Genomic DNA, 2,389 nt, shown 5'->3' with positions numbered 1-2,389 from the left:
GGTGTCGGCGTACGGGCTCTGGTGCAGAGGTGCGTACGGGTTGATCTGCAGAGGTGCTCCGGCGTGTCTGGCCGGGGGCCGGGCCGGTGGGAGGAGCCTGTCGCTGATGTTATGAGGCGATGAGGGAGGCCCGGAGCATGCTGCTGGAACCGGAGCGGTGGCTGGAGTTGCGGCGCTTCCGGTCTCTGCATGAGGCGGGCGCGAGCATCTCGGAGATCGCCCGGGAGACCGGCCTGAACTGGCGCACGGTCAAGAAGTATCTGGAGAGCGACGGGCCGCCCGAGCCTCCGGCTCCGGCACCGCGGTCGGATCTGGGCAACCAGGTGATCAAGCCATGGGCGCATGTGATCGATGCCTGGCTGCGGGCCGAGGTGCTGCTGAAAGCCGCGGTGATCCATGAGCGTCTCGTCGAGCAGTACGGCTTCCCGCACCACTACCAGCGCGTCAAGCTGTATGTGCAGCAGGCCCGCCCCAGGATCGCGGAGGAGCTCGGATACACCCCGCGGGAGCTGGCCCGCCTCCACCGTCGCTTCGAGGTGGTGCCCGGCGCCCAGGCCCAGGTCGACTGGGGCGACGAGGGCGGCATCCTGGCCCACGTCGGGATCCCGAAGGTCTACTCCTTCCACATGGTCCTGTCTTATTCCCGGGATCCGTTCTGCTGCTTCACCACCAGCCAGAACCTGGCGGCCTTCTGGGACTGCCACCGCCGGGCGTTCGCGCACTACGGCGGGGTGCCCGGCGTGATCGTCTACGACCGGACCAAGACCGTGGTCCGCCGCCACGTCGCACCCGGCGAGGCGGTCCCCCTGCATCCGGAGGCCGTCGCGTTCGCCGGGCACTACGACTTCGACATCGACGTGCTGGCCGCCTACCGGCCCACCGGCAAGGGCCGGGTCGAACGCCAGGTGACCATCGTCCGCGACCACGTACTGGCCGGCCGGGCCTTCTCCGGGCTGGACGACCTGGACGGGGCGTTCATGGCCTGGGTCCCCCGGCGCCGGGCCCGCACCCACCGCACCCACGGCGAAGTGATCGGCGTGCGGGCCGCGCGGGATCACGCCGCGCTGCGGCCGCTGCCGGCCCGCCCCTACCTCGTGGCCGACCGGTTTTTGCGGCACGTCGGCAAGGACTGCCTGGTCGCCTTCGACGCCAACCTCTACTCGGTGCCCGCCACCAAGGTCCGCCACCGCCAGCTGGTCGAGGTCAGGGCCTCGGCGGCCTCGGTCGCGCTGCACTCCACCGTGCCCGACGCCCAGGGCATCACGCTGCTGGCCGTCCATCCGCGCGCGGTCGGCCGCGGCGCCCGCATCATCGTGGACGAGGCGCACTGGCAGTGCCTGCCCGACGGACATACCCGCGCCACCACCACCGATCCCGGCACGCCCGCGGCCAGGCCGGCCCGCACGGACACCGAGCCCGGCGGGCTGGTCTCCCTGCTGACCCGGGCCAGAGCCGCGCAGGTCCACGTCGGCACCCGGCCGCTGGCGCTCTACGACCAGATCACCGGCACCCGCCCCTTCACCCCCGCCCCCCTCGACCCCAAGGACACGCGTTGAGCGAGCTGGTCACCGCCCGGATCCGCGCCACCGCCACCAAGCTCGGCCTGCCCCACCTGACTCAGTCGCTGGCCGAGCACGTCGGCCGGGCCGACGCCGGTCAGATGGCCTACCTCGACTTCCTCGACCTGGTCCTGGAAGAAGAACTCGCCGTCCGTGAAGAGCGCCGCTTCCGCCATGCCCTGCGGCTGTCCCGGCTGCCGCACTACAAGACGATCGAGGAGTACGACTTCTCCTACCAGCCCGAACTCGATCCCAGGAAGGTCAAGGACCTGGCCACCCTCGCGTTCGTCGAGGCCAGGGCCAACGTCGCCCTGCTCGGCCCGCCGGGGGTAGGGAAAACACACCTCGCGGTCGCCCTGGCGGTCGCCGCCTGCCGGGCCGGCTACACGATCTACTTCACGACCCTCGACGACATGGTCCGCCAGCTCAAAGCCGCCGACGCCATCGGCCGCCTGGCCAGCAAACTCCGCACCTACCTGCGGCCCAACGTCCTCGTGGTCGATGAGGTCGGATACCTCCCGCTGGAGCGTGACGAGGCGAACCTCGTCTTCCAGATGCTCTCCAAGCGCTACGAGAAGGGCTCGACCTTGCTGACCTCGAACAAGAGTTTCAGTGAGTGGGGCCAGGTCTTCGGCGACGACGTTCTGGCCACCGCCATCATCGACCGCCTCCTGCACCACTGCGAGATCCTCGCCATCAACGGCGCCAGCTACCGGCTGAAGAACCGCCTCACCGCCATCGAAGGCGGCATCACCGCCGTCAGCTGACACGGTCTCAAGCTCTGTACATCAGCCCGTACATACCTCTGCACTACAGCCCGTACGCCGACA

Annotated in this window: 2 protein-coding genes; both read left to right on the top strand. The window is 69.9% G+C overall.

The genetic code is table 11. The features are described from left to right. The first annotated feature begins 137 nt into the window (after positions 1 to 137). A complete protein-coding gene (istA, locus tag JL475_RS38600; protein ID WP_202282863.1) occupies positions 138 to 1,556 on the top strand; it encodes an IS21 family transposase in 1,419 nt (472 codons plus the stop codon). Continuing rightward, entirely contained in the window at positions 1,553 to 2,326 is a 774-nt protein-coding gene (gene istB, locus JL475_RS38595) for an IS21-like element helper ATPase IstB (protein WP_202282862.1), read from the top strand. Before istA ends, istB begins: the two co-directional genes overlap by 4 nt. Positions 2,327 to 2,389 lie beyond the last annotated feature (63 nt).

This window comes from Streptomyces sp. M2CJ-2, from assembly GCF_016757295.1.
GTDB lineage: Bacteria > Actinomycetota > Actinomycetes > Streptomycetales > Streptomycetaceae > Streptomyces.
Note: the sequence above shows the minus strand (reverse complement) of the source record. Positions and strands in the feature narration are given on the sequence as shown.

Excerpts from the sequence above, each read along its gene's own strand:
- istA (WP_202282863.1), top strand. The coding sequence starts at position 138 with ATGCTGCTGGAACCGGAGCGGTGGCTGGAGTTGCGGCGCTTCCGGTCT.